The sequence below is a fragment of the Sphingopyxis macrogoltabida genome, from assembly GCF_001314325.1.
In the GTDB taxonomy this organism is placed as follows: Bacteria; Pseudomonadota; Alphaproteobacteria; order Sphingomonadales; family Sphingomonadaceae; genus Sphingopyxis; species Sphingopyxis macrogoltabida.
The window spans coordinates 5071323-5095945 of record NZ_CP009429.1; the positions used below are offsets into that span (position 1 = coordinate 5071323).

General features: G+C 66.4%; 21 protein-coding genes and 1 tRNA gene. 8 read left to right on the forward strand and 14 right to left on the reverse strand.

All coding sequences use genetic code 11. From position 1 onward, the window contains the following. The first annotated feature begins 5 nt into the window (after nucleotides 1-5). The 3 genes from LH19_RS24495 to LH19_RS24505 are packed head-to-tail and all read left to right on the forward strand — an operon-like array spanning nucleotide 6 to nucleotide 6477. Nucleotides 6-3620 (forward strand): ABC transporter permease/M1 family aminopeptidase, encoded by a 3615-nt coding sequence (locus tag LH19_RS24495; RefSeq protein WP_054732497.1) that lies wholly within the window; start codon nucleotides 6-8, stop codon nucleotides 3618-3620. Between the two features lie 31 nt (nucleotides 3621-3651). Further along, nucleotides 3652-4677 carry an alpha/beta hydrolase gene (locus tag LH19_RS24500; RefSeq protein WP_158514479.1) on the forward strand — a complete coding sequence of 342 codons (1026 nt, stop codon included), beginning with the start codon at nucleotides 3652-3654 and terminating at the stop codon, nucleotides 4675-4677. Between the two features lie 21 nt (nucleotides 4678-4698). Next, on the forward strand, nucleotides 4699-6477 hold the full coding sequence (locus LH19_RS24505; protein WP_054732503.1) for a CocE/NonD family hydrolase: 1779 nt from the start codon (nucleotides 4699-4701) through the stop codon (nucleotides 6475-6477). A gap of 113 nt (nucleotides 6478-6590) precedes the next feature. Here LH19_RS24505 and LH19_RS24510 read toward each other — a convergent pair. The 5 genes from LH19_RS24510 to LH19_RS24525 all read right to left on the reverse strand — a co-directional run bounded on the left by LH19_RS24510 (nucleotide 6591) and on the right by LH19_RS24525 (nucleotide 12567). Then, nucleotides 6591-6666, reverse strand: a tRNA-Glu gene (locus tag LH19_RS24510). 88 nt (nucleotides 6667-6754) lie between these two features. Further along, the gene (recJ, locus tag LH19_RS24515) at nucleotides 6755-8524 is read right to left on the reverse strand and encodes a single-stranded-DNA-specific exonuclease RecJ (protein WP_054732507.1); all 1770 of its coding nucleotides are present in this window, start codon (nucleotides 8522-8524) and stop codon (nucleotides 6755-6757) included. Next, entirely contained in the window at nucleotides 8521-10056 is a 1536-nt protein-coding gene (locus tag LH19_RS24520; protein ID WP_234716029.1) for a PH domain-containing protein, read from the reverse strand. Before LH19_RS24520 ends, recJ begins: the two co-directional genes overlap by 4 nt. Then, nucleotides 10053-10580, reverse strand: coding sequence for a PH domain-containing protein (locus tag LH19_RS29555; protein ID WP_234716030.1), 528 nt, complete (start codon nucleotides 10578-10580; stop codon nucleotides 10053-10055). Before LH19_RS29555 ends, LH19_RS24520 begins: the two co-directional genes overlap by 4 nt. Nucleotides 10581-10605: 25 nt before the next feature. Beyond that, nucleotides 10606-12567, reverse strand: a complete 1962-nt coding sequence (locus LH19_RS24525; RefSeq protein WP_054732515.1) for an alkyl/aryl-sulfatase — start codon at nucleotides 12565-12567, stop codon at nucleotides 10606-10608. A gap of 66 nt (nucleotides 12568-12633) precedes the next feature. Here LH19_RS24525 and LH19_RS24530 point away from each other — a divergent pair, with 66 nt between their 5' ends. Continuing rightward, nucleotides 12634-13119 (forward strand): NAD(P)H-dependent oxidoreductase, encoded by a 486-nt coding sequence (locus tag LH19_RS24530; RefSeq protein WP_054734302.1) that lies wholly within the window; start codon nucleotides 12634-12636, stop codon nucleotides 13117-13119. 173 nt (nucleotides 13120-13292) lie between these two features. On the opposite strand, the gene LH19_RS24535 is transcribed toward LH19_RS24530, so the two are convergent. Beyond that, nucleotides 13293-13928: a glutathione S-transferase family protein gene (locus LH19_RS24535; protein WP_054732518.1), complete on the reverse strand. Its 636-nt coding sequence runs from the start codon at nucleotides 13926-13928 to the stop codon at nucleotides 13293-13295. Nucleotides 13929-14032: 104 nt separating this feature from the next. Between LH19_RS24535 and LH19_RS29765 the strand changes: the two genes are divergently transcribed. Together LH19_RS29765 and LH19_RS24545 are read left to right on the forward strand one after the other, a co-directional pair. Next, entirely contained in the window at nucleotides 14033-14290 is a 258-nt protein-coding gene (locus LH19_RS29765; protein ID WP_054732521.1) for a hypothetical protein, read from the forward strand. Nucleotides 14291-14299: 9 nt separating this feature from the next. Next, nucleotides 14300-15061, forward strand: coding sequence for a competence/damage-inducible protein A (locus LH19_RS24545; RefSeq protein WP_054732524.1), 762 nt, complete (start codon nucleotides 14300-14302; stop codon nucleotides 15059-15061). Here LH19_RS24545 and LH19_RS24550 read toward each other — a convergent pair. Next, on the reverse strand, nucleotides 15034-16269 hold the full coding sequence (locus LH19_RS24550; RefSeq protein ID WP_054732526.1) for an MFS transporter: 1236 nt from the start codon (nucleotides 16267-16269) through the stop codon (nucleotides 15034-15036). The genes LH19_RS24545 and LH19_RS24550 overlap by 28 nt on opposite strands. 97 nt (nucleotides 16270-16366) lie before the next feature. Between LH19_RS24550 and LH19_RS24555 the strand changes: the two genes are divergently transcribed. Beyond that, nucleotides 16367-17143 (forward strand): transglutaminase-like domain-containing protein, encoded by a 777-nt coding sequence (locus tag LH19_RS24555; protein WP_054732529.1) that lies wholly within the window; start codon nucleotides 16367-16369, stop codon nucleotides 17141-17143. 37 nt (nucleotides 17144-17180) lie between these two features. On the opposite strand, the gene LH19_RS24560 is transcribed toward LH19_RS24555, so the two are convergent. Both LH19_RS24560 and LH19_RS24565 read right to left on the reverse strand, forming a co-directional pair. Continuing rightward, on the reverse strand, nucleotides 17181-17555 hold the full coding sequence (locus tag LH19_RS24560) for a glycine zipper 2TM domain-containing protein (protein WP_054732532.1): 375 nt from the start codon (nucleotides 17553-17555) through the stop codon (nucleotides 17181-17183). Nucleotides 17556-17668: 113 nt separating this feature from the next. Beyond that, on the reverse strand, nucleotides 17669-18430 hold the full coding sequence (locus LH19_RS24565) for a helix-turn-helix domain-containing protein (RefSeq protein ID WP_082396140.1): 762 nt from the start codon (nucleotides 18428-18430) through the stop codon (nucleotides 17669-17671). A 208-nt stretch (nucleotides 18431-18638) separates the two neighbouring features. On the opposite strand from LH19_RS24565, the gene LH19_RS24570 reads away from it, so the two are divergent. Further along, on the forward strand, nucleotides 18639-19064 hold the full coding sequence (locus LH19_RS24570) for a hypothetical protein (protein WP_054732538.1): 426 nt from the start codon (nucleotides 18639-18641) through the stop codon (nucleotides 19062-19064). Here LH19_RS24570 and LH19_RS24575 read toward each other — a convergent pair. From LH19_RS24575 to LH19_RS24595, 5 genes are read right to left on the reverse strand one after another with little or no spacing between them, the layout of a single operon-like run. Next, the gene (locus LH19_RS24575) at nucleotides 19059-20111 is read right to left on the reverse strand and encodes a hypothetical protein (protein ID WP_054732540.1); all 1053 of its coding nucleotides are present in this window, start codon (nucleotides 20109-20111) and stop codon (nucleotides 19059-19061) included. The genes LH19_RS24570 and LH19_RS24575 overlap by 6 nt on opposite strands. 32 nt (nucleotides 20112-20143) lie before the next feature. Then, the gene (locus LH19_RS24580) at nucleotides 20144-22651 is read right to left on the reverse strand and encodes a fimbria/pilus outer membrane usher protein (RefSeq protein ID WP_145923593.1); all 2508 of its coding nucleotides are present in this window, start codon (nucleotides 22649-22651) and stop codon (nucleotides 20144-20146) included. A gap of 4 nt (nucleotides 22652-22655) precedes the next feature. Then, a complete protein-coding gene (locus LH19_RS24585; RefSeq protein WP_054732544.1) occupies nucleotides 22656-23405 on the reverse strand; it encodes a fimbria/pilus periplasmic chaperone in 750 nt (249 codons plus the stop codon). Nucleotides 23406-23433: 28 nt separating this feature from the next. Further along, a complete protein-coding gene (locus tag LH19_RS24590) occupies nucleotides 23434-24018 on the reverse strand; it encodes a hypothetical protein (RefSeq protein WP_054732546.1) in 585 nt (194 codons plus the stop codon). After that, complete coding sequence (locus LH19_RS24595; RefSeq protein ID WP_054732548.1) at nucleotides 24018-24620, reverse strand: hypothetical protein; 603 nt, start codon at nucleotides 24618-24620, stop codon at nucleotides 24018-24020. The genes LH19_RS24590 and LH19_RS24595 overlap by 1 nt, the downstream gene beginning before the upstream one ends. Nucleotides 24621-24623: the final 3 nt, after the last annotated feature.

Below are 24623 nucleotides of genomic sequence, written 5' to 3' on the forward strand. Positions count from 1 at the left end.
CTCCGATGTTTGCCACGATCGCGCGCTTCGAACTGCGCTACCAGTTTCGCAACCCGGTCTTCTGGGTCGCGACCATCATGTTCTTCCTGCTGACGCTCGGTTGGACCTCGGTCGAGTCGATTCGCCCCGTCGGCGGCAACATCCATACCAACGCGCCAACCGGCATCGCGCAGGTCCTCTTGACCATGTCGATGTTCTTCATGTTCGTCACGACCGCGTTCGTCGGCAATGTGGTGGTGCGCGACGACGAGACCGGTTTCGGCAGCATCATCCGGTCGACCAAGGTCGGCAAGCTGCCCTATCTGTTCGGGCGCTTCACCGGCGCCTTCCTTGGCGCCGCGGTCGCATTCCTCGCGGTGCCACTGGCGCTGTGGCTCGGCACCTATATGCCGTGGGTCAATCCCGACCTGATCGGGCCGAACCGCCTTCAGGATTATGCGTTCGCCTATTTCGTCATCGCGCTGCCCAATGTCCTCATCACCTCGGCGATCTTCTTTGCGGTTGCGAGCTGGACGCGTTCGGTCACCTACAGTTACCTAGCGGTCATCGTCTCGATGTTCGCCTATTTTGCGCTCACCGCGATGATGCGCAAAATGCCCGACGTGTCGCTCGCCGCCTATTTCGAGCCGTTCGGCTCGGTCGCCTATGGTCTCGGCGTGCGGTACCTGACGCCGATCCAGCAAAATACGCAGGCGCTGGAACTGACCGGCATGCTGGCCAGCCATCGCCTGCTGTGGATCGCGATCTCGGTCGCGATCGTCGGCTTTGTCGTCTGGCGCTTCAGCTTCGCCGCGCGCGGGGCGTCGAAGGCCAGCGCGAAGCGCGACGCGGCGCATCAGCAGAAGCTCGCCGCGATCAAGCCGATGCTGGTCGATCGCCTGCCCGAGAACACACCCGAACGCGGCGCCTGGCATCAGCTCGCCACGCGCACGCGGCTCGAGATGAAGCTGGTGTTCAAGAGCCCCGCCTTCTGGGTGCTCGCGCTGATCGGGTCGATCAACCTGATGCTGACGCTGATGCTCGCCGGACGCATGTACGACGTGCCGATCTGGCCGCGGACCTATGCGATCATCGACACGGTGCGCGGCGGCTCGACGCTGATCACGCTCCTCATGGCGATCTATTTCTCGGGCGAAGTGGTGTGGCGCGAACGCGAACGCCGGATCAGCGAGATCGTCGATGCAACGCCGCTGCCCAACTGGGTCTTCCTCGTTTCCAAGCTGGCCGGTGTGGTCGGCGTGTTGATCGCGCTCAGCGTGGTTGCGGTGCTGCTGCAGGCGGTCGCCTATCAGTTCGTCCGCGGCGTCACCGACGTCGAACTCGGCCAGTGGCTGATGTGGTTCGTCATTCCGAGCGCGCTCTATGTCATCCACCTGTCGGTGCTGGCGATCGTCGCGCAGGCGGTCAGCCCGAACAAGTTCGTCGGCTGGGGGCTCATGCTCCTCTACCTCATCTCGACGATCGTCTTCGCCGGGCTGGGCCTCGATCATCCGCTGATCAACTATGGCGATGCGCCGATGCCGTTGTCGGAAATGAACGGCAACGACTATGTGGGCGCTACCGCCTGGTGGCTGAGCGGCTACTGGACGGCGTTTGCCGCGGTCCTCGTCGTGATCGGCCATCTGATGTGGCGCCGCGGCACCGCGGTCACGCTCGGCGGTCAGTGGCGGACGCTGCCGCTGCGCCTGCGCGGTGCCCCGCTCGTCTATCTGTCGGTGGCGCTTGCCGTTACCGTCGGCATCGGCGCGCTGCTCTTCTACAACATGAACATCGTCAACACGCGCTTCGACGAAGACGAGATGGAAGCGCATACGGCGCAGTATGAGAAGGATTACGCCAAATATCTCGACCAGCCCGAGCCCGTCCTGAAGGACGTCAAGCTCAACGTTGACCTGCGGCCGACGAAGCGCTGGGTCCAGTTCGACGGTGAGTATCGCTTTGCCAACGAAACCGACAAGCCAATCGAATTGCTGCATGTCCGCATGGGCGTGCCGGATTCGATGGCGCACGTCGAGGCGATGAACGTCCCGGGTGCGAAGCTGATCAAGGAAGATGTGAACAATCTCCACAAGATCTACCGTTTCGACCGGCCGTTGCAGCCGGGCGCGAGCGGCACGCTGACCTTCCGTACCGTGATGGCGCAGCACGGGCTCAAGTCGTTGCCCAGCAACAAGCAATATTGGGAAATCGACGTCCAGCCGGCGAAGAACGGCGCCTATCTCACCAACCTCGGCTTCGCGCCGGCGCTGGGGATGAGCCGCGGCAATTTCCTGCAGGGCAGCAACCTGCGCAAGAAATACGGGCTGCCGCCCGAAACGCCGACGCCGTCGCTAAACGACAAGCGCGCCGTCATGCGCAGCTATGCCGGGGTCGACCGGATCAATACCGACGTGACGGTCGCGACCGATGCCGACCAGACGCTGATCGTGACGGGTGAGGAAGTGTCGAACAAGGTGGTAGGAAACCGCCGCATCGCGCGCTTCGTCTCGCCGATCCCGACGCTCAACTTCATCACGATCCAGTCGGGCCGCTATGCGGTCAAGTCGATCGACGTCGATGGCGTGAAGCTCAGCGTTTATTATCATCCGAAGCATCCGATGAACGTCGACCGCATGCTCGGCGTGGTGAAGGATGCGCTGCAATATTATCAGAAGAACTGGGGTCCCTATCAGTATAAATATTTCCGGGTCATCGAACGTCCGGATTATCAGGGTACCGCCAACTCGGCACCGGGGACGGTCGGCTATTCGGAGCGCTTCGGCTTCACCGGAGACTTCCGCAATCCGAAGGATGTCGATTATCTCGCCTTCGTCACCGCGCATGAGTTCGGCCATCAATACTGGTTCCACCAGGTGATGCCGGGCGACGTCGAGGGGGCTGAAATCCTCACCGAGACGCCGTCGCAATTCGGCGGGATCATGGTGATGAAGCATCGCTATGGTCACGACGGGATGCGCCGCTTCCTGCAGTTCGAGCAGAACGACTATCTCGCCGGCCGCCGTGCGGAAAAGGCCGAGGAGCGCCCGCTCGCGCTGGTCAAGAAGCAGGGATATATCCACTATTACAAGGGTTCGGTGGTCATGTACCTGCTGCAGGACCGGTTCGGCGAGGAGCGGGTGAATGCGGCGCTGAAGTCGGTGATCGATCGCTATCGCTTCAAGCCTGCGCCCTTTGCCCGGTCGGTCGACTATGTGAACGCGATGATGAGCATGGCGCGCACGCCGGCCGAGCGCGAGCTGATCAACGATCTGTTCTATCGCATCACCCTCTATGACCTCAGGGCCAAGAGCGCGACCGTTCGCAAGCTGCCGAACGGCCAGTATGAAACGACTATCACCGTCTATGGCGGCAAGGTCTATGCCGATGGCAAGGGCAACGAGAAGGCGGCGCCGTTTGCCGAACCGCTCGATATCGGGGTGTTCAGCGCGAACCCGGCCGACCTTGCCTTCGGAAGCGGGAATGTCCTGTCGATGAAGCGCGTGCCGATCCGTTCGGGCGAGCAGAAGGTCCGGTTCGTCACCAAGCAGAAGCCAGCTTTTGCCGGAGTAGATTCCTACCTGACCTACATCGATCGCAACGTGAACGACAATGTCGTCGCCGTGGCGAACGCCGGGAGCTGAGGCGGTGGCCGGGGGAGGGCGGCGGCGGGGCGTGTGGATCGCCACCCCGCTGGCCTTCCTCCTCGCAGCCTTGCCGGCAAGCGGCGCTGCGGGACAGGACCGGCCGGCCGACGCCGGCCGCCCTCCGGCCGAGGTGTCGATCGCCAATACGCGGCAGATCGAGCTCAAATCGAAGATCAACGGCGGGCGCTATACGATCGACATCGCACTGCCTTTCGCGGACCGGCCCGCGAAGGGTTATGCGGTGGTCTATGCCTTCGACGGCTATATCTCCTTCGCGAGCGTCGCCGAGGCGGTGCGCGCGGCTTCCGAGGCGACGCCGGTCGTCGTCGTCAGCATCGGCTATCCGCAGGACGAGAGCTGGACCGACAGCGTCCTCAAGACCAAGCGTCCGCTGCCGCCGACCTATGACGGCGTGCCCGACTGGCGCGTCGCGCCAAGTTACCGGCGCCTCTACGACCTGTCGCTGCCCGTTGCGCCGGGCGCCGATCTCGATGCGCTGAACGCGATGGGGCTGCCGGCGCTAGGCGATGGCGATACCGGCGGGCTCGACGACCTGCTGCAGATCATCGAACGGGAAGTGAAGCCGCTCGTGCGCGATATCGTGCCGGTCGATGCGGACAAGGAGGTGCTGTTCGGGCATTCGCTTGGCGGGATGGCGGTTGTCCATGCCGCCTTCGTCGAACCCGACGCATTCGACATATTCATCGCGTCGAGCCCGTCGATCTGGTGGAACAACCGGCAGGTGCTGCGGGACGAGGCGGCATTTGCCGCCGCGGTGCGCGCGGGCAAGGCGGCGCCGCGCATCCTGATCACCGTCGGCAGCAAGGAAGCCGGTCCCGACCCGTCTTCGCCGGCATGGTCGCCCGAGGCGCAGGCGGCGTGGGACAGCGTCGGCATGGTCCGCAACGCGCACGAACTCGCCGAGCGGCTGCGCGCACTGCCCGGGCGGCCGGGATATGAGGTCGAATATGCGCGCTTCGACAAGGTCGGCCACCGGCTGGCGATCTGGGCGGCGCTTGCGCGCGGCATCGATTTCGCATTCGGACTCGAATGAGAATATTGGGGGGAAGCAAGCGTGAACCGGCGTGAATATCTTCTGTCGGCGGCATCGGCGCTCGTGCTGGCAGCGGCCTCCGGCGCGCGTGCTGCAACGGGCGAGGCGAAGGCCGTCTACAGCCCGCAGATCAATTATCGCATCCGCATCCCGATGCGCGACGGCGTGCATCTGGGCGCGACGCTCTATTTGCCGCGCGGGCTCGACAAGCCGCGCCCGACGATCTTCTCGCACACGCCCTACACGGCCGACCTCTACCATCCCGAGGGCGCCTATTTCTCGACCCGGGGCTATCCTTACCTCGCAGTCGACATGCGCGGCCGGGGCGATTCGGAGGGCGAGTTTGTGCCGTTCGGCAGCGAGGTGAACGACGGCCACGATATCGTCGACTGGATCGCCAGGCAGCCCTTCTGCAACGGCAAGGTCGCCGGAAACGGGCATAGCTGGGTCGGCTATACGCAATGGGCGGCGGTCCACGGCGGCGCAAAGCTCGCCACCATCGTACCGCTGTCGTCGCCGTGGGTCGGGCTGGATTTCCCGATCAACAACAACATCGTCTATGCCTTTGCGGTGCCCTGGCTGACCCATGTCGACGGGCATACCCAGCGCAACACGATGATGAAGGACGGCGCCTTTCAGGTCACCGAGCAGCTTCGTTTCATCGAATCGGGCCTGCCGTTCCGGAAGATGGACGAGTTTTACGGAATCGAGTCGCGTCCGTTCCGCGAATGGGTCAGCCATCCGTCGCAGGACGACTATTGGGACCGCCGCAATCCGACCGACGAACAGCTCGCCGGGCTGACGATGCCGGTGCTGACGATGTGCGGCTATTTCGACGGCGATCAGCCCGGCGCGCTCGAATTCCATCGGCGGCAGCAGCGGCTCTCCGGGGGTAAGGCCGACCATTATCTGGTGCTCGGGCCGTGGGGGCACGATCAGGTGCGCAAGCCCGAGGCCGAGTTCTTCGGGATCAAGGTCGGCGAGAGCAGCGTCATCGACGCACTCGCGCTGCACGCCGACTGGTTCGCCTTCACGATGGAGGACGGCCCGCGGCCCGATTTCCTGCAGAAGAAGGTCGCCTATTATGTCATGGGCGCCGACAAGTGGCGCTATGCCGATACGCTGGGTGCCGTCACGGCGCGCCATGATGTGCTGTATCTCGGCTCCGGCGAAAATCCGGTGAGCGCCTATCGCGCCGGGACGCTGGGGCCGAAGCCCGCGGACAAGGACGAACCCGATCATTATATCTATGATCCGCGCGATCTGGGTGCGCTGTTGCTCGAGCTGTCGCAGACCCAGTCGCACCTCGTCGACCAGACCGCGCTGCTCACCGACACGGCGGACAAGCTGGTGTACCAGAGCGCGCCGTTCGAGAAGGACACCGAGGTCAGCGGCGTGTTCAAATTCGCGGCGTGGATTGCGATCGACCAGCCCGACACCGACTTTCTCGTGTCGATCCACGACATCGCGCCCGACGGCACCAGCATGTTCCTGACCGATACAAGGATGCGCGCGCGCTATCGCGAAGGGCTGCGGACCGAGAAGCTGATCGATACCAAGGCGCCCCTGCGCTATGATTTCGACCGTTTCACCTTTGTCTCGCGCCTCATCAAGGCGGGCAACCGGCTGCGGCTGGTCATCCGCGCGAACCAGAGCGTCGCCTGGCAAAGAAATTACAACAGCGGCAAGCCGGTGGCCGACGAGACGATGGCCGATGCGCGGACGGTGACGGTGCGGCTGTTCCACGATTCGGCGCGCCCCAGCGCGCTCAGCATCCCGGTGGGCCAGCCCGAAAGCTGACCCGCACGCCGGGCGATGTGCGGGCGACGCGGGGCACCACCGGCGTCATTTGCTGATATGGATGGAAACCCGCTTTTCGGCGTGGCGGCGCGCAGAATCGCGCCGGTTTGCCGTGGTGACCCCTACGGGACTCGAACCCGTGTTTTCGCCGTGAAAGGGCGACGTCCTAGACCGCTAGACGAAGGGGCCGTCAACCGGTGAAGCGGCGCATTAGACGGGCATTCCGGCGCGGTCAAGCGCGCTGGTGCCGTTCTTGGCACGAAATATTCTGACGCTGTCATCCGTCCGCCCAGGCGGCATCCTCCAGATGCAGTTCGGCGGCGGGGCGGCTGCCCCAATCGTCGCGCTTCGCGCGCCCTGCGAGCCACAATTTACGCCCGCGTGCATGGAGCAGTGCCTGGCCGAGTTCGGTCTCGGCGCTGCGGAAGGCGATTGCCTTGAACCGCGCGCCGTCCTCGCCCGATACGATCAGGCGGACATGGTCGGTCCCGACGATTCCCGCCTCGACGATGCGCACCGGCCCGGTGGCGACGCGCGGCGCGGGCCAGCCGGCGCCATAGGGACCCGCGCTTTCGATGGCTTCGCACCAGAGCGGCGAGATACCGCGCGGGGCGAGCACGGCGTCGATCAGCAAGGCCTTGTCGCCGCTCGCGCGTTCGACATCGGCGGCAAGCCGGTCGTTGAGGAAGGCACCGAGCGCATCGACCCGGTCGGCGGCGACGGTCAGCCCCGCCGCCATCGCATGGCCGCCGCCCGCGACGAGCAGCCCCGTCTCCTTCGCGGCCAATATGGCGGCGCCAAGGTCGACGCCCGAAATCGAACGGCCCGATCCCTTGCCGACGCCATCCTCGTCGATCGCGATGACGATCGCCGGGCGGTGCAATTTCTCCTTGAGCCGTCCGGCGACGATACCGATCACCCCGGGGTGCCAGCCCTGCCCGGCGACGATCGCCACCGGGGCGTTGCCGCACTGCACGCTCGCGGCGACCGCTTCGTCGAGCACCGCGGCTTCGATCGCGCGACGCTCCTCGTTCAGCCGGCCCAGTTCCTGCGCGATGTCGGCCGCCTCCTGCGGGTCCGATGTCGTAAGCAGGCGGACGCCGAGGTCGGACTTGCCGACGCGGCCGCCGGCATTGATGCGCGGGCCGAGCGCGAAACCCATGTCGCTCGCCGTCGGCGGCTTGGTGAGCCGCGCCGCGTCCATCAGCGCCGCCATGCCGATATTGCCGCGCCGCGCCATCACCTTCAGCCCCTGCGTCACCAGCGCGCGGTTGAAGCCGGTGAGCCGCGCGACGTCGGCGACGGTGCCAAGCGCGACGAGGTCGAGCAGGTCGATAAGCGCCGGCTCGTCGCGGCCGGTGAAATAGCCGCGCGCGCGCAGCGTACGGAGCAGCGCCGCGCCGAGCAGGAAGGCAACGCCGACCGCGGCGAGATTGCCGTGGATCGCGGCGTCGGGCTCCTCGTCCAGCCGGTTCGGGTTGACCAGCGCCAGCGCCTCGGGAAGCGTCGTCGCGCACTGGTGGTGGTCGACGACGATCACCTCGACCCCCGCCGCCTTCGCTTCCGAAATCGCGTCGAACGCCTGCGCGCCGCAATCGACGGTGACGACGAGCTTCGATCCCGTCTCGCCGATCCTGACCAGCGCGGCGCCCGACGGGCCATAGCCTTCCATCAGGCGGTCGGGGATATAGGCGCCGACGGGCAGGCCGAGGCCGCGCAGCAACCGGACGAGCAGCGCCGCCGAGGTCGCGCCGTCGACGTCATAGTCGCCGAAGATCGTCACCGCCTCGCGCGCCTCAACCGCATCGGCAAGCCGCGCCGCCGCCGCGTCCATGTCGCGGAACAGCGACGGGTCGGGCATGAAACCGCGCAGCGTCGGGCTGCGTTGCCGGTCGAGGTCGTCGCGCGGCACGCCGCGGGCGAGGAGGAGCTGGGTGACGAGGTCGTCGGGGGCGAGATTTTCCGACGCCATGTCGGCGCTCGCCCGGCGCCAGTGCCAGGGTTGCCCCGCGATCGATCGCGTGATGCCGAGCGCGGCGTCGCTCATCGCGGGTTCTCCTGCCGGGCGCGCGCCGCGAGGATGCGCAGGCGGAGGTCCTTTGCGGTGTCGAGCGGGATCGCCGGAATCTCGTGGCTCGCGAGCGCGCTGCCGCCGGGGACGCCAAACACCAGGGTCGCAAGGCCGAGCGGGCGCAGGACGAAATCACTCTTGAGGTCGACGCTCTGCACCGATGCATGCGGCAACAGGGTCATCCGGGGCTTCCACCAGCCGCGGCGGATCGCGACCATGTCGCCAAGGTCGGTCCAGCGGTGGAAGCGCGTCCCGAACAGCGCGCCTGCGGCGATCAGCAGCCCCGCCATCGGCCCTAGCCACCCGGCAGGCTGGCCGAGCGACAGTGCGATGACGCCGCCCGTCGTGGCAAAGACGGCGCCGACAAGGCCGCCGAGCGTGATGACGCGGTGGCTGTGCTGCCAGGGTTGGTCCTCGCCGGGGCGTGCGATCGCGACTTCGGCGAGGACGGGGTCGATGTCGTTCCACCTTCCGAAGGGGACGACCTGATGGTCCCTTTCGGTCGCGCCGTCGCTGGCAAGGCTTTGCAGGCGCAGTTCGCGCCAGCCGAAGCGCCGCCGCAGCCAGCCGGTGATGACGATTGCCGCCTGCACCCGCCGCACCGGCACCGCGACGTCGGTGCGCGTCGTCAGGCCCCGCGTGCGGCGCAGCGCACGCGGCTCACGCGTCAGGCGAAAATCCCAGTTGGCGAAAAACATCGTCGCGATCCCGCTGACGAAGCCGATGAAGAGCAGCGACAGCAGCGCGCCGATCCCGGCGATCCAGCGATGCGCGATGACCCACTGGTCGAGGCCATAATCCTCGGCGACGTCGATCCAGTCGCGCGGGTCGAAAAAGTTGAAGTCGAAGGGCAGGAGGTTGTCGAAGAGTTGCATGCCCGCGCCGACGACCGCAAGCGCGGCGAGCGAGAAGTTGAACGTCCCGGCGACCAGCAGCCGGCGCAGGCCCATCGCGAAGAGCAGCCGGTCCTCGGCCGCGACGGACGGGGCGGCGGCGGGGGTGCCCGCGTCGGCGGGAGCGGTGGCGGCGGCGTCGCTGCGGTGGGCGCGGATCGTCGTCCGCAGCGCCTGTGCGGCGTCGATGGCGATGGCGTCGAGATCGGCGTCATTCTCCTTGCCGCCGGCGCCGGTCTCGAACCCCACCTTGGCGATACCCAGCGCGCGGGCAGTGAGGCCCTGTTCGATGCTGACGTCCTGGATGCGGTCGAAGGGGATGGTGCGGTGCTGGCGCGAGAGGACGCCGCTTTCGATCACCACCTCGTCGGGGCCGACGGCGAAACGGAAGCGGAGCCAGTGGAGCCAGGCGGCGACGAGCGACAGCAGGATGAAGGCGAGGATCGCCGGGACGATATAGACCCAGTTGCCCGTGAAGCCGAGCGCGGCGACCGCGGGCAGGAAATTGAGGCTGCGCGGGCCGAGCCGGACGATCGCCAGCGCGAGCGTCGCCGGGTGCAGCCGCTGCCAGTGCGGCTCGCCGTCGGTTGCGGGGAGGGCGGCGGCTTCGCTCATGCGAAATCGGTCTGGATATGGCGGCGGATCGTCTCGCGCATCGCGGCGGCAAGGTCGGCGTGAAGTCCGGGCAGTGTCACGGTGCTGTTGTGGGTGCCCGACGTATGGACGACAAGGTGCGACAGGCCGAACCAGCGCTCGATCGGCCCCTGGCCGACGTCGATATGCTGGACGCGGACGAAGGGGACGATCGTGTCGGTGCGGAACAGCCAGCCGCGCGCGACGCGCAATTGCCCCTCGCCGATCTTGAAGCCCCAGCGGGCAACCCGCCGCGCCGGAAAGGTCGCGACCGCAAGAACCGCCAGCACCCAGGCGAGCGCGGTGACGAGGCCATAGGGGCCGCCGATCGCGGGCATGACGAAATAGTCGAGCACGCTCGCGCCGATCGCCAGCGGCACCATGTTGAGCGCGGTCGCGATGCGAAGGACATGGCCATAGGCGGGGTCGACCGGGTCGAGGCCTTCGGCGGCGTTGAGCGCGTCGGGGGCGAAGGGGTCGGTCGGCGGCGCGGGGTGGTCGGTCATGATCCTCCGTTATCCGGTTAAGCCGCTATGGCACAACCACATTGAAGCGCGGATCGGCGGGCGGGTGGAGCGCGAACCACGACAGGAACGCCATGCGGTCGCCGTCGATGCGGATCGCCCCCGACTGGAGCAGCGCCGGAAATTGCGCTTGCCCCAGCATCACATCGTCGAGCGTCTTGCGGTCGATGGTGATCGTCGCGGTCGGCGCCGCGTCGGTCACGCCGTAGCGCGGGAATTCGACCCCGCCGCCGACGACCACCGAAACCGCTTCCTTGCTGTCGGGCAGGACGAACTGGAACGTCCCCTTCAGCGCCGCGCCCTTCGCGGCATCGAAGCGCGTCGCGAGCGCATCGAAAAAGACCCCGGTCGGAATCGCGCTGACGAAGCTGCGGCTCTGGCCGTTGCCCGACAGATTGTCGAGCGCGGTGCCGCGCAGGCTGGCGGCGGCGGCGAGATAATAATTGCGCCACGCGCCCGATTCGGCCTGATAACCGAGCTGGTCATAGGCTGAGGCGAGCGCGGCGCGCGCCGCCTTGTTGTCGGGTTCGGCAAAGACGAGCTTGTTCAGCAGCTCGGCCGCCCAGCGATATTCGCCCGCCGCGATCGCTGCCTTGCCCGCCGCGAGCAATTTGTCCGCGCCGCCGGCGAGCGCGACATATTTCGCCGCGCTTTGCTGGGGCGGCAGCGGGTTGAAGTTCGCGGGGTTGCCGTCCCACCAGCCGAAATAGCGCTGGTAGGTCGCCTTCATGTCGTGGTTGAGCGTACCATAATAGCCGCGCGTCGAAAAATCGCCCGCCTGCACCGGTGCCTCGGGCGTCTGGTCGGCGAGCTCGTGCAGGGTGGCGCCGCGGTTGGCGAGGAAGAGCGTGCGGTCGTGGACATAGCGATAGGCGTCGCGCTGGTTCGTCAGCAGCGCGCCGACCTCGCCCGTGCCCCACGTCGGCCAGTGATGCGACGCCATCGCGACCTCGGCCTTGCCGCCCCATTTGAGCAGCATCGCATCGATCACTTTCGACCAGTGCAGCGCGTCGCGCACCTGCGCGCCGCGCAGGGTCAGGATATTGTGGAGGTTGTGGGTGACGACCTCGGTCGTATGCAGCGCCTTATAGGCGGGGATGTAGAAGACGAACTCCGACGGTGCCTCGGTGCCGCCGGCGTCGAGAAATTCGAAGGCGAGCCCGTCGATGGTCAGCGTGCCGCCGGTCGCGGCGACGGTCTCGGTCGGCTCCATATAGCCGATCGTGCCCGACGACAGTTTCGGCCCCAGCCCGGTATCAACCTGCCCCGCGGGGCCGGGGGGCAGGATCGATCCGAACATATAGAGCGCGCGCCGCCCCATCGCGCCGCCGGCGAGGACGTTTTCGGAGGTTGCTTCCTCCGAAAAGCCGTGCGGGGCGATGATGCGGATATTGTCCTTCTTCACCTGTTCGGGGGTGACGATTCCGCCGACGCCGCCGAAATGGTCGCTGTGGCTGTGGCTGAAGATGACCGCCTTGACCGGCAGCGTGCCCGATTTCGCCTCGACGGTGTCGGCGAACAGCTTCCAGCCGGCGGCGGCCGCCTCTTCGGACAGCAACGGGTCGACGACGATCCATCCCGTCTTGCCGCGAATGATCGTCATCACCGAAATATCGTAACCGCGCAGCTGCCAGATCTTGCCGGGGACGACCTCGAACAATCCGTGCACGGCGTTGAGCCGCGCCTGCCGCCACAGCGACGGGTTCACCGTGTCGGGCGCCTTCTTATCGCCCAGAAACGCATAGGGCCGCCGGTCCCACACCGGCTTGCCGTCCTTGCCGATGATTACGCCGTCGGCGATTTCGGCGAGCTTGCCGCGTGTCGCATTGGCCTCATCACGCGGGTCGTCGAGGGGCAGGCGTTTGGCGATTTCGGCCTGCGCGGTGCGCGTCGCCTCGCTCGCGGCGTCCTGTGCGGCGGCAGTGAAGGGCAGGCTGCCGGCAAGCAGCAGGGCGGTCAGTCGGCGCATGGCATGTCTCCCCCATATGTGGCGGGCAGCTTGCGCCGCGCCTTCCGGCTTGGCAAGCATCGCGGCATGGCCGACGCATCGCAGCTGCTCATCATCTGGCACAGCCGCACCGGCGGCAGCGAAGCGCTCGCGCGCGCCGCCGCCGAAGGGGCGCGGGCGGCCGAACGCATCGCGGCCGCAGACGTCACGCCCGAGCATCTGCTGGCCGCCGCCGGTTATTTGTTCGTCGGTCCCGAAAATCTCGCGGCGCTGTCGGGGGCGATGAAGGAGATGTTCGACCGCTGCTATTATCCGTGCCTCGGCCGGCTCGAGGGGCGTCCCTATGCGACGATCGTCTGCGCGGGGTCGGACGGCGAAAACGCCCAGCGCCAGCTCGACCGGATCGCCACCGGCTGGCGGCTGAGGCGGGTCGCCGACCCGGTGATCGTCCATACCGCTGCGCAAACGCCCGAGGCGATCATGGCGCCGAAGACCATAGCGGCAGCGCGGATCGCCGAAGCGCGCGACCTCGGTGCTGCGCTGGCGGAAGGGCTGGCGGCGGGGATTTTCTGACAGTCTCCGAATGTAGGGCGGCTTTGGGGTGGAGAGCGGCCGTTGCTTAACTCACCTTCGTCATCCCGGACTTGATCCGGGATCCACCGCGGCGGCGAAGCCATGGACCCCGGATCAAGTCCGGGGTGACGAAGAGGGAAATCTCCGCTTCCGGCTGAAAGCTGCCCCATCCCTCAGGCGGGATTCGCCGGCTGCATTTCGGCGATCAGGCCGTTGTCGATTTCCTTCGCGCGCTTGTACGCCGCGCGTTCGCGCAGCGGCGCGACATAGGCCTCGAACGCCGGGCGCGACGGGATGGTGCCGAATTGCAGCCCCCAGTCGACCTGACTGCCGACATAGACGTCGGCGGCGGTGAAGCGGTTGCCCGCGACGAACGCCTTGCCCGCGACCGCACCCTCGAGCGCGTCGAGCGCCGCGGCGAGCGAGCCGAAGCCCGCCATGCGCTGCTGTTCGGCGTCGGGCTCGATCCCGAAATGCTTGGCGGTGATCGCCTGTTCGACGGGGCCGGCGGTGAAGAACAGCCAGCGATAATAGTCGGCGCGGTCGGAAGGGGCCGGCGCGAGCCCCGCGGCGGGGAAGGCGTCGGCAAGATAGGCGCAGATCGCAGCGCATTCGGTCACCGCGCGGCCGTTGTGGACGATCGCCGGCACCTTGCCCATCGGATTGACCGCGAGATAGGCGGCGTCCTTCATCGTCGTGCCATAATCGAGAATGCGCGGCTCATAGGGGGCGCCGACCTCTTCGAGCATCCAGCGCACGATCTGGCCGCGCGACATCGGGTTGGTGTAGAAAATCAGGTCTTCGGCCATTGCGCTTCTCCCATCACTTTCGAGTCGGATGCGAACATATCAGGAACATTATCCGACTGCCAGCGGGGTTGTTTTGTCACCATAGACAGGTAGAGCATGATGCCATGATATTGACCCACCGTGATTGCCCCCGGAAGTTCGCCGGCAAGAAGCGTCTCGCAGGCCGGGCCGGTGGCCCGGCCCAGAGGCGCGCCGCCGTCCGGCGGGCTTCCGGGGGCAACCCCTGCGGGGCGGGCCGATTTTGGCCGATTGCCGCGTTGCTCGTCGGGTACGATGCCCCGCATCGCACCTCTCCTCGCGCCTCGCACTCGGCCAAAATCGGCTCCGTCACGGTGGATCAATATCATGGCATCATGCTCTAAGGCAAAGCGATGAGCGACGAACGCATCTGGACTGCCGCCGTGCTGGTGATCGGCGACGAAATCCTCTCCGGCCGCACGCAGGACAAGAATGTCGCCCAGATCGCGACCTGGCTCGACGTGCAGGGCATCAGGCTGCGCGAAGTGCGTATCGTTCCCGATGTCGAGGCCGAGATCGTCGATGCCTTGAATGCGATCCGTGCGCGCTACGATTATGTGTTCACGACCGGCGGCATCGGGCCGACGCATGACGACATCACCGTCGATGCGGTGGCGAAGGCGCTCGGCGTCGGCGTGATTGTCCATCCCGATGCCCGGGCGATCCTCGAACGCTATTATAGCGCGCGCGGCGGCGAACTGACCGAGGCGCGGCTGCGCATGGCGCGTACGCCGGACGGCGCCGAACTGATCCCGAACCGCATGTCGGGCGCGCCGGGCATCCGGATCGGCAATCTGTTCGTGATGGCAGGGGTGCCGCACATCACCGCGGGCATGCTCGACGCGCTGACCGGCGAGCTCGAAGGCGGCGCGCCGCTCGTCGCCCAGACGATCGGCGCATGGGCGCCCGAAAGCGAGGTCGCCGACCTGCTGCGCCTTGGCGAAAAGGATCATCCGGGCGTCGCGATCGGCAGCTATCCCTTTTTCCGCGAGGGCAAGGTTGGTGCCAATTTCGTCATTCGATCGACTGACGGCGCTGCGGTCGCCGCCTGCGTGGCGATGCTGACCGCCGGGTTCGAGGCGCTCGGCTATCCGGTGACCGCCGGCGGCATCTGATCGGCGGCCTGCGCCCGCGGCAGGCGACGCAGCATCAGGATCGCCAGCCATCCGAAGAGCGCCGCGACGATAAAGGCCGCGCCCGGAAAATGCACCGGCGCCTTGGCGGCGGTGAAATAAGCCATCGTCCCGGTGAGCAGCAGCGGCGCGACGAGTTGCCCGAGCCCCATCGCCATCGCCGAAATCCCCTGCACCTCGCCCTGCGTCCCGGCGGTTGCGCGGCGCGACATCATTGCCATCAGCGCCGGCTGGACCGGTGCCTGCAGGGCGACGGGGATCAGCAGCAGGAAGGCGCCGACGGTCGAGGTGGTGAAGGCATAGCCGAGATAAACGAGCGTCGCGACAAGGATGCCGAGCGTCGCCGCGTCGCGCTCGCCGAAGCGCGCCACCGCGGGGCCGACGACGAAGACCTGCCCGAGTGCGATCATCACCCCGACCGCGGCGAGGCTGGCGCCGATCATCCCCGGCGTCCAGCCAAGCTGGGCGATGCAATAAAAGCTCCACGTCATCGGATAGACGAGGCTGGCGATCTGCCACAGCACCAGCACGGCGGCGACACCGTTCATTCCGGGCAGCGTGCGCATCGTCCGGAAGGCGCCGAGCGGGTTGGCACGGCGCCAGTCGAAAGCACGCCGGCGCTCGGGAGGCAGCGTTTCGGGAAAGATGAAGAGGCCATAGAGCATGTTGGCGGCAGCGAGGACCGCGGCGGCGACGAACGGCGCGCGCGGGCCGATCTCGCCAAGGAAACCGCCGAGCGCCGGCCCGGCGACGAAGCCGATGCCGAAGGCGGCGCCGACGAAACCGAAATTGCGGGCGCGCTGCTCGGGGACGGTAATGTCGGCGATCGCCGCCTGCGCCGCGGCATAGCTGCCGCCGAAGATGCCCGACAGCGCGCGCGCGATGAACAGCCAGGGCAGCGTCTCGACCACCGTCAGCAGCGCATAGTCGACCGCGAGCCCGCCGAGCGCGAGCAGCAGCACGCGCCGCCGCCCGAAGCGATCCGACAGATTGCCGAGCACCGGCGACGCGACGAAGGTCGCGACCGCCATGACAAGGCCGATCCACGCCCCGACCTCGATCGCGTGCGGCAGGTCGATCCGCCCGACCTCCATCACGAGCTGCGGCAGCACCGGCATGATGATGCCGAAACCGACCGCATCCATGAAGATCGTCGCGACGATGAACGGAATGGTACGCGCAGGGGTCATGGGAATCTTTTCATTCTGGCCGGGGTGGATGCGGCCACCTCGTACTCTCTCGCGTTCCTCTAGCGACATCGGATCGTTTGTGGAGCATTGTTGCGCGATGAAACTCGAAATATCGGCCTCGCTCGCCTATCGCCTCCGCGAACCCGTCGACCTGATGCTGCAGATCGAGGCGGCGGCGTTGCCGGACCAGCGGATAACCGGGGCTGCGCTCGACGTGGGTGCCTGCACCAATTTCGCGCGCATCGCGGCGCAGGACGGGATCGGCGAACGCATCTGGCTGAGCTGTGCAGATCGGCTCGATGCCAGATATTCGGCGACGGTCGAGATCGTGCGCGCGGCGAACAACTGGCGCGGCCTACCGCAGGTGCCGATGCACCGGCTGCCCGCCGAGACGGTGCAATATCTCAACGAATCGCGCTACTGCCCCGCGAACAAGTTTCTGAGCTTTGTCGCCGACGAGTTCGGCGGCGTCGAGGGCGGCGCGAAGATCGGGGCGATGCGCGACTGGATCGAGACGCATTTCACCTATGCCGCGGGATCGAGCGATTCCGATACCGGCGCGCTCGACAGCTTCGTCGAACGGCGCGGCGTATGCCGCGACTATGCCCATGTGATGGTAACGCTGGCGCGCGCCGCCGCCATCCCGGCGCGGGTCGCGAGCGGCTATGCGCCCGACGTCGCGCCGCAGGACTTCCATGCGGTCGCCGAGGTGTATCTGGGCGGCGGCTGGCATCTCGTCGACGCGACCGGCATGGCGGACGCCGGAGATATCGCGGTGATCGGCGTCGGCCGCGACGCGGCCGACATCAGCTTCCTCACCGCCTATGGCGAGATCGAACTGATCGAGCAGCAGGTGACGGTGCGGGCGGTGTAGCGACCGCCCGCACCGTCGTCAGGTCAACCCGTTCAGGTCAGCGGCATTTGAGCTCGCCGCGATCGATCGCGCGGCCGAGCAGGCCGCCGCCGGCGGCGCCGATGATCGTGCCGACCGTCCGGTCGCGCCCGCCGTCGAGCTCGCGGCCGACCAGCGCGCCGACGGCGGCGCCGATAATCAGCCCGGTCGTGCCATTGTCGCGGCGGCAGTGATATTGTCCGTCGCGGCCGCGCCAGACGCGATCGCCGTGCGACAGGCGCCGCGGTTCATAATAGCGGCCGTAACTGTCGTAGAGGCCGCGATCTTTCGCGCGCTTGCCATGGGCCGGAGCCCAAGGCGGCGGATCGGCCAGCGCGGGCGCCGCAGGCAGGGCGACGGCGGCGAGAACCGCCGCGCAAAGAAGCTTTTTCATCGTTCATCCTCCTGATCATGTCCGCAACCGGTTTAGGATCGTCGACCCGAACCTGCGCTGAACCACATTGCTATGCGGGGTTTATCTTTCCGAGCCGCAGATTTGGCCGAGCATCAGAAATCGATCGCGATCCGGATCCGTTCGGGCGCGATGTCGATTGCGGTCGCGATCCATGCGCGCGCCTGGTCGACGATGTCGGCCATATTCGATCCCGGCTTGTTGGTCAGCAGCTCGAACTTCGACACGCCGAGAATATCAGCGAGGATTTCGGTACGATAGGGGCGGGGCCGCGCCTTGCCCTTTTCCCAGTTGCAGACTGCCGCTTCGCTCACGCCTGCGCGTTCGGCGAGTTGCGACTGGGTGAGGCCCTTAAGACTGCGCAGCCGCTGGATGCGCGCGCCCAGCATTTCGTCGCCAATGGTTTGGGCTTGGCGGGGCCTCTCGACCGGCTGCTCGACCGCGCTGCGCAGCGCCGCGGCGCTCAGCGTCGCGCGGCTGACTGGCGCGTCGAACCGGCAGCCGAACAGGCGGCCGCTCGCCCAGACGATTTTGGCGAGGCAGCGGCCGGCGTGCGGCAGCTCGACATCGATGCTTTCATTCGGGGCAAGCGGCAGGCCGCATTCGATCAGCAAGCCCTCGGCCGAGATGTCGTGGATGAGGATGGGACAGGCATCGCCGCTCCCCGAGAGCCCCGACGCCGTAAGCCGCAGCGCTCGCCGCGTGCTTCTGCGCCGTCCTTCGCCGGTCGATGAATTCTCCAAGAATGCGGAAACCGCCATGTCTACCTTTTCCAAAAGGCGCTTGTCCGGCATCGCGGTTAAAACATCGCTAGCGTCGAGGCGATCGCGAGCGGCTGTTGCCGTACGACGCACCATCGAAAAAATGCAGGGCACCGAAAAAATGTGACCTCGCTCGACGGCGCGTTCCGGCTGCCGGTCGGGGCAATCGCTTTTCACAGCAACAATTTGGCCAAAAACGGCGGCTTTGCTGGGCCGATTTTCTAAACGCGGCGTTTACCCTGACGCTGCACCATATCTTGAAAAGGCCCTGCCATTAGGAGCGCTTCCCAATGGAGTAGGGTAAATGATCAAGAAAGTGTTTTTCGGGGTGATCGCGATGACGGCGCTTTCGGCGCCCGCCATGGGATCCATGCCCCACGTCGGTGTCGATTCGGGCCAGTTCGCGATCGGCATCAGCGGTTATGTGCCGGTGATCTGCCGCGCGTCGGTCGAACAGACGATGGTGTCGCCGCACGAGGGCGAGGTCAGCCTCGGCGCGCTGCGCGAATTCTGCAACAGCCCGAACGGCTATGCGATCCACGCCGACTATTCGCCGTCGCTCGCGCACGCCAAGATCCTCGTCGATGGACGCCCGGTGCCGCTCGGCAAGTCGGGGACGGCGGAGATTACCAAGTCGAACCGCGCCGGCATCGCGACGCGCGCGCTCGAACTCGACCTGCCGAAAGGCGTTCAGGGCGGTTCCGTCTCGTTCCGGATCGTCCCGCTATAAGGCGGGGCAATTCTGCTGCGATGGCGCGCCCGACAGGAGCGGCGTGATCGTCACGGTCAGCAGGTCGGAATAGGTTGGCGAGACCAGCTTGCCCTGTCCGCCCTCCTTCAGGGTGGCGACGACTGGTAGTATGTCGGCATCCGAGGCCGGCACGCCAGCGCGCTGGCAGGTGACCGTCGTGAAGCTCGGGCTCGCCGCGTTGCGCGTCTGGCCGAGGAACTTCAGGTCGTAGTTCAGGACATTCGTCGGAGTGGTCAGAACGCCGCCGGGGAACGTCATCTTGTACGTGTTCTGCGAGGCCAGCGCGACCGTGTAGGGCCCTGAACTGCGAACCCGGACATGGTTCGTGGTCGGCGTCGTATAGGTCGCGGGCGCAGCGAGGACATCGCCGGTCGTCTTGTCGCCGACCTCCCCGAAGTCGAGCGCCGTCCCGGCGTAGCTCGCCTGCAGCGCGCTGAGGACCGTGATCGGGAAGGTCAGCGCATTTAGGACAGTGCCCTGAATTTCCTGCTTGTTGGTTCCCTGGCCGCCCGAGGTGCTGCAACCGAAATAGGCATCGAAAGGCAGGTTCTGCGTCGCCTCGACATTAAAATTTTCTGGAAGTATCACGTTGAATACGATCGTCACCGTATTCGTAGCTTCATTGTTGCCGTTGAAACTGAGCTTAAGGAAACGCTGCGTCGGTGACGGCGTCCGCGATGCTGGTGATACAAGCGGTTTGGGCGCACTGAAATTGTGGAAAATATTCTCTCCGGTTCCCGAGCCCGAGACGTTGCCGGGGCTTGATACGGAGATCGGAACAATCTGCGCGCCATCGGCGCTCCCATCGCGTCCCTGGAGATAAAAGTTCGCGACGTCGGTCTTGGCGCCGCCGGCCAGATTGACGCGGGTCAGAGTCAGCGTGACCGTTGTTACCGGCAGTCCGCCAGGCTGGAACGGGTCGAACAATATGGGAGATGCCTGCGCTGAACCGGTGATGCCGCAGGAGAATCCGCCCTGAGCCGTGGCCGCGGCGGCGAATCCCAGCGAGCCCGCCAGTGCAAGCAATATTCGCAGACAGTTGCGCCTCATGTTCATATTCAGTTCCTCACCGGCGTCAGTTCGCCAAGCCGGACGATGTTCTCGCCATTGTCCGGGATATCGATTTCAAAGACGGATTTCTTGGTGTCGAGCATCTCGACGCGCCATTTGCCGGGCGCGAGGCCGGTCGCGCCGAAGCGGCCCTGGCGGTTGGTGAACACGGTCACCGGCGGGCGCTCGGGGTGCGCGAGTTCGAAGGCGTTGCCGGTCACCAGCGCGACGGTCTCGCCATCGATGTCGGTCATCGTGCCGAGTGCGGTCACGCCATATTCCGACCCGACCGTCAGATGATAGCCGCTGCGGTACGACGGGAAGAGCTTGAACGACCCCTGCCCGAGATCGGTCCCGGCCGGCGCGTTGGGCGCATCGACGGTGATCGTGCGATCGGCGTAGGAACTGAGGCTGGAATGCGTCGCGGCGCCGAGCGTGCCGCTGTTCGCGGTAAAGCCGAACGGCGTCGGATCGAGCGTGATGTTCGCGCCCTTCAGCGTCTTGTGCGGCGAGACGATGGCGAAGCTGTCGTAGATCGGCCGCCCGATCGAGAACGCACCGTCGGCAAAGGCCAGCGAGGTGCCGAGGCGGAAGCTCGTCCGCTGGCCGGTGCGATGGCCGAAATCGTCGGTGAAGGACCCGAAATGGGTCAGCCCCAGTTCGGCGCGGTTGGCGATATAATTGCCGTTGAAGTTGAAGCCCGACGCGACGTCGGAGCGGTCGATATCGGCGGTGATGTTGTACGAACCGACTCCCTGGCCCTTCAGCGTCTGGAACGACAGGCGGGTGCGGTTGTCGCGCGTTTCATAATCGGCGCGCGCCGTCGTGTAGCGGCCGAAGCGGATCGTCAGCGACAGGAAGGCGCCGACGCGATCGCCGCGGCTGTCCTTTTCATAACGGACGTCGCCGGTCAGGCTGGCGGTCGGCGAGATGCGGTAGCCCGCGTTGAGGCGATAGCTGTGCAGGTCGGGCTGGGTGCCGCGGCCGTGCGAATAGCGCGCATCGACGCCAGCATAGACCTGGTTGGTGAAGGCGTGCGAATAGCCGCCCCCCAGCTCGAAGTCATAGGGGTTGTCGATGAAGAAGCTGGCGACCGGGCCGAACTTCTTGCTGCGCGTCTCGACGAACAGGTTGAGCGTATCGGCCTGGCCGTCGCTCCGCTGGATCAGCCGCTGGAAGGTCAGCGTGCCGCCGAAGCCGGTGCCCAGCCCGTCGATGTCGGACACGGCAAGATTGGTTGCAAAGGTTCCGACCGCGGTCGCCACCACCGCTTCGGTGCCGAGCAGCCGCGAATCCTTGTCGAACTGCGCATTGACGCCGAGCGTCAGATAGTCGCTCAAGCCGCGGCGATAATAGCCCGAGACGATATAATCGTCGCTGTAGCGCGGGCCGCGCAGCCCGAGCGGTGCCTTGACGCCGGCATAGAGGCCGAATTCGCTGAGCCCCTTGGCGAGCTGCGTCTGGTCGAGGAACAGGTTGAAATTCAACACTTCCGACCGGCCGCTGTCGTCGAGGACCGACAGGCGGATATTGTTTGCGCCCTGCGTGAAGGGGAAATCGCGCAGGTCGTAGACGCCGGGGTTCAATTGCAGGCGGCGGACCACCTGCCCGTTGATTTCGACCTCGACCGATGACGGCCGGTCGAGCCGGAAGCTGCGATCACCGCGCGGGCGGATGATCTGCTGCGGCTGGAGCACGCTGTACGACCGGAAGATCGAGATGCCGGCGATGTCGGGCGCGTTCTGGAAGCCGCGGGCGATCGTCTGGAGGTCGCCGGCGGTCCAGCGGATCAGATTTTCCTGATCGTCATAGACGAGGCGCGAACCGAGACGCTGGAAATCGACGCCGTCGACCCCCGGCTGCCAGATCGCTTCGGATTCGGCGACCACGCCGCCGATGCGCGTCGCGCCGTCGAGCAGGAAGAGCGGCGCGGCGAAGCCCTCGTTGCCGCCGGCATGAACATAATCGAAGGTCCCGCGGATATTCAGATAGCCGCTGACGTCGGCCGCGCGCACCACCTCGCCGAGCCGTTCGCGATCGAGCGGGCTGACGATCACCGAACGGGCCAGCCGCCGTTCCGCCGGGATCTGGAAATTCAGCTCGAGCGTCTGCGGATCATAGCTCAACGTGATGCCCGACGGCAGTAGATCGGCCGGCGTGATCGTCGCGCGGGTGCCGAGGCTGTCCTCGAGCGTCGAAAAGAAATTGGGATCGAGGACGAGACCGAGCAGTTGCAGCGTCCGGCGCGTTGGCAGTTCGAGCGTGTCGTCGGCCTGGATGGTCAGCGGGACGTCGCCGAGATAATTGGCACCGTCCTTTGCCGGGACGGTCAGCGTGATCGCCCGGCCGGTGCTGTTATAGCGCACGCCCGGCCGTGCGGGGGCCGCATAGGGCTGGACGACGGTCGTCGCATCCTGTCCGGTCGCCGCGGTGTCAGCCGCGAGAGCCCCTCCCGGCAGGCCGACCGATCCGGCCGCCCCCAGCATCAATATCGTGCGGATCCCCCCCCGAGACATGATCTTAGCTTTCTGCCGCGTAGGACGCCTCGACGGTCCCGCCGTCGAGCGGCAATATGATGGGAACCGTGATGCGCCGCGTCTGATTGGCGCCGACGAGCCCGAAGCCGATGGTCTGCTGAACTTCGGGTCCCGACAGCGACTGGCGAAACACTTCCTTGCCGGACGCGTCCTTCTGGACGATGCGCAGGCGTCCGTTCGAAAGATAACCGTGCGCCGCCGAGCTGTTGTTCAGCATCAGCACTGGCACCGGCTTGCCCTCGGCATTGTGGCCAACCTCGGCCGACTGGACCGACAGGTCGGGCTTCACGCCGGTCGGCGCGACGCTGACCAGCACCTGGAAATTATAGAGGATCTGGATTGCCGACTGCCCCTCGGGCAATTTCACCGGCAGCTGCGCGACGGTGATGTAATAATGCTTGCTCGCGGCCAGCGCCGGGTCGCCGACATATTGCACGCGGAACGACTGCGTCTGGCCGGGTTCGATCAGCGCCTGCGGCGGAAAGACGAGCAGGTCGCCCGGGTCGACGCCGGTCAGTTCGACGCCATCCTGCGTCACCTTGAGTTCCTGGATGCGCAGTTCGACCGGCAGGGTCGTCGCGAAGGTGTTCTCGACCGTGATCACCTGCGTCATGCCGCGGCCGCTGGTGTTGAGGTTGATCACCACCGGCTGCACCGTCATCGCGAGCGCGGGCGCCGGATTCATGGTTAACGCCAGCAGGGCGAGGAACAGAAACTTGATCGACTTGAACATGGACAACCTCACAAGATCCCGCTGACCGTCAATTGGCCACCAGGAATTCGACAATGATCGCGTCCGAATAGCGGCCGGCGACGAGCGGGCCGCCACCCCCCGGCAGCGAGACGTTCAGCACCGCGTCGCCCGCCGCGCCGCGGAAGGCGTCGATGCTCAGGTTGCGCGCTTCCTCGCTGGTCACGTCGCGTTGCTGCCCCGCCCAGGCCAGCCCGACGCGATAGGTCACGAATTCGCCGAAGCCGCTACCACTCTGCCGGTTGCGGGCGTTGCCCTGGTCACGGAGCAGGCCGCCGTTCTGCGATCGGAGTTCGATGCGGTGCGACGCATTGCACACCACCGGCAGCGCCAGCGTGATCGACGTCGGCAGCGGTTCGGCGGTGGTCGGATTGACCATCTGGATGATCCGCAGCTCGCCGCTCGTCGGACCCGTCGGGTCGAAGCTGGCGTTGACGCCGGCGGTCGCGGACGGCGCCCGCAGCACGCAGGCCGCGGGCGCCTCCCCCACCATCTCGAGTTCCTGGTCGGACTCGGAGAAATTCTGTGCTTGGGCGATCGCGCTCGTCCCTGCGAACGCGGCGGCGAATGCGGCGATCCGGATCATGGCCTTCATCAGCGTGGCTCCAGGAAGATCCGCAGTGTGTCGCGGTAAAAGCCCGCAAGCACCGGGGCATTGCTGCGCGTGTTCGATGCGCCGGCCTCGATCAGGATGCGCAGCTCGACTTCGCCCGCGGTTGCCTGATCGACATTGAACCGGCGTTCGGCGATGCGCCGGACATTGGCATTGGCATCGAGCGCGCCATTGACCTCGCCCCACGTCAGTTCGGCGCGATAGGGCAGCGCATAGGCGAAGCCGTCGGCCGGCTGGTTCATGCTGCCGTCGGTCTGCCACAGCCCGTTGTTCTGCGATTCGAGGCGGATGCGATGCGGAAAGTTGCAGACCGCGGCGAACTCGACCGAAGCCGACGCCGCGTTGGTCGCCAGTGTCGCGGGGTCGACCAGCGTGTCGATCTGCAGCAGATTGCCGGTCAGCGCGCGGAAGTTCACCTGACTGCCTTGCGCCAGCCTGGCGTTCTGCAGCGCGCAGACCTGCGGGGTATTGCCCGTCACCGGCATCGCGCGGCTGACAACGGTCGTCTGCGCGAAGGCGGGCACCGCCGACGCGCTCGCCGCCGTCATCGCCGCCGCGGTTGCAAGAAGGACGAGGCGCCGCACGAT

What these genes read in the sequence shown, in the direction of transcription:
- LH19_RS24535 (WP_054732518.1), bottom strand. Translation starts at nt 13,928, where the DNA reads ATGGCCGAAGACCTGATTTTCTACACCAACCCGATGTCGCGCGGCCAG.
- recJ (WP_054732507.1), bottom strand. Translation starts at nt 8,524, where the DNA reads ATGAGCGACGCCGCGCTCGGCATCACGCGATCGATCGCGGGGCAACCC.
- LH19_RS24570 (WP_054732538.1), top strand. Translation starts at nt 18,639, where the DNA reads ATGATCAAGAAAGTGTTTTTCGGGGTGATCGCGATGACGGCGCTTTCG.
- LH19_RS24585 (WP_054732544.1), bottom strand. Translation starts at nt 23,405, where the DNA reads ATGTTCAAGTCGATCAAGTTTCTGTTCCTCGCCCTGCTGGCGTTAACC.
- LH19_RS24545 (WP_054732524.1), top strand. Translation starts at nt 14,300, where the DNA reads ATGAGCGACGAACGCATCTGGACTGCCGCCGTGCTGGTGATCGGCGAC.
- LH19_RS24555 (WP_054732529.1), top strand. Translation starts at nt 16,367, where the DNA reads ATGAAACTCGAAATATCGGCCTCGCTCGCCTATCGCCTCCGCGAACCC.
- LH19_RS24590 (WP_054732546.1), bottom strand. Translation starts at nt 24,018, where the DNA reads ATGAAGGCCATGATCCGGATCGCCGCATTCGCCGCCGCGTTCGCAGGG.
- LH19_RS24580 (WP_145923593.1), bottom strand. Translation starts at nt 22,651, where the DNA reads ATGTCTCGGGGGGGGATCCGCACGATATTGATGCTGGGGGCGGCCGGA.
- LH19_RS24525 (WP_054732515.1), bottom strand. Translation starts at nt 12,567, where the DNA reads ATGCGCCGACTGACCGCCCTGCTGCTTGCCGGCAGCCTGCCCTTCACT.
- LH19_RS24520 (WP_234716029.1), bottom strand. Translation starts at nt 10,056, where the DNA reads ATGAGCGAAGCCGCCGCCCTCCCCGCAACCGACGGCGAGCCGCACTGG.
- LH19_RS24495 (WP_054732497.1), top strand. Translation starts at nt 6, where the DNA reads ATGTTTGCCACGATCGCGCGCTTCGAACTGCGCTACCAGTTTCGCAAC.
- LH19_RS29555 (WP_234716030.1), bottom strand. Translation starts at nt 10,580, where the DNA reads ATGACCGACCACCCCGCGCCGCCGACCGACCCCTTCGCCCCCGACGCG.
- LH19_RS24565 (WP_082396140.1), bottom strand. Translation starts at nt 18,430, where the DNA reads ATGGTGCGTCGTACGGCAACAGCCGCTCGCGATCGCCTCGACGCTAGC.
- LH19_RS24560 (WP_054732532.1), bottom strand. Translation starts at nt 17,555, where the DNA reads ATGAAAAAGCTTCTTTGCGCGGCGGTTCTCGCCGCCGTCGCCCTGCCT.
- LH19_RS29765 (WP_054732521.1), top strand. Translation starts at nt 14,033, where the DNA reads ATGATATTGACCCACCGTGATTGCCCCCGGAAGTTCGCCGGCAAGAAG.
- LH19_RS24550 (WP_054732526.1), bottom strand. Translation starts at nt 16,269, where the DNA reads ATGACCCCTGCGCGTACCATTCCGTTCATCGTCGCGACGATCTTCATG.
- LH19_RS24530 (WP_054734302.1), top strand. Translation starts at nt 12,634, where the DNA reads ATGGCCGACGCATCGCAGCTGCTCATCATCTGGCACAGCCGCACCGGC.